A 331-nucleotide genomic window follows, 5' to 3' on the forward strand; every position below is an offset into this window, starting at 1 on the left:
ACGTTCACCGTCCGCCCGCCCTCACGCACCTTCTGAGTGAGCGCGTCGATCCAGACGAAGGTGTACGGCCCGCCGTCCAAAGGCCGGGACCGGAACGAGGCGACCAGCTCATCCAGCTCGGCGGCCATCTTCGACACCTGCGATTTGGACAGCTTGGTGATGCCCATCGACTCGGCGAGTTTTTCCATCCGCCGCGTGGACACACCCAGCAGGTAGGAGGTGGCCACCACGCTGGTCAGCGCCCGTTCGGCCCGGCGGCGCTTGTCCAGCAGGAAGTCCGGGAAGTACGACCCCGACCGCAGGCGGGGGATGGCCAGCTCGATGGTCCCGG

General features: G+C 67.4%; 1 protein-coding gene. It reads right to left on the minus strand.

Annotated features, from left to right (window positions below; translation table 11 throughout):
- Window positions 1–331, minus strand: a 331-nt coding sequence (locus tag FLX08_RS40205; RefSeq protein WP_208762002.1) for a transposase, incomplete at both ends; no start/stop codon positions are given.

Origin of the sequence: Microbispora hainanensis, assembly GCF_006874475.1 — a bacterium.
Classification (GTDB): Bacteria; Actinomycetota; Actinomycetes; order Streptosporangiales; family Streptosporangiaceae; genus Microbispora; species Microbispora hainanensis.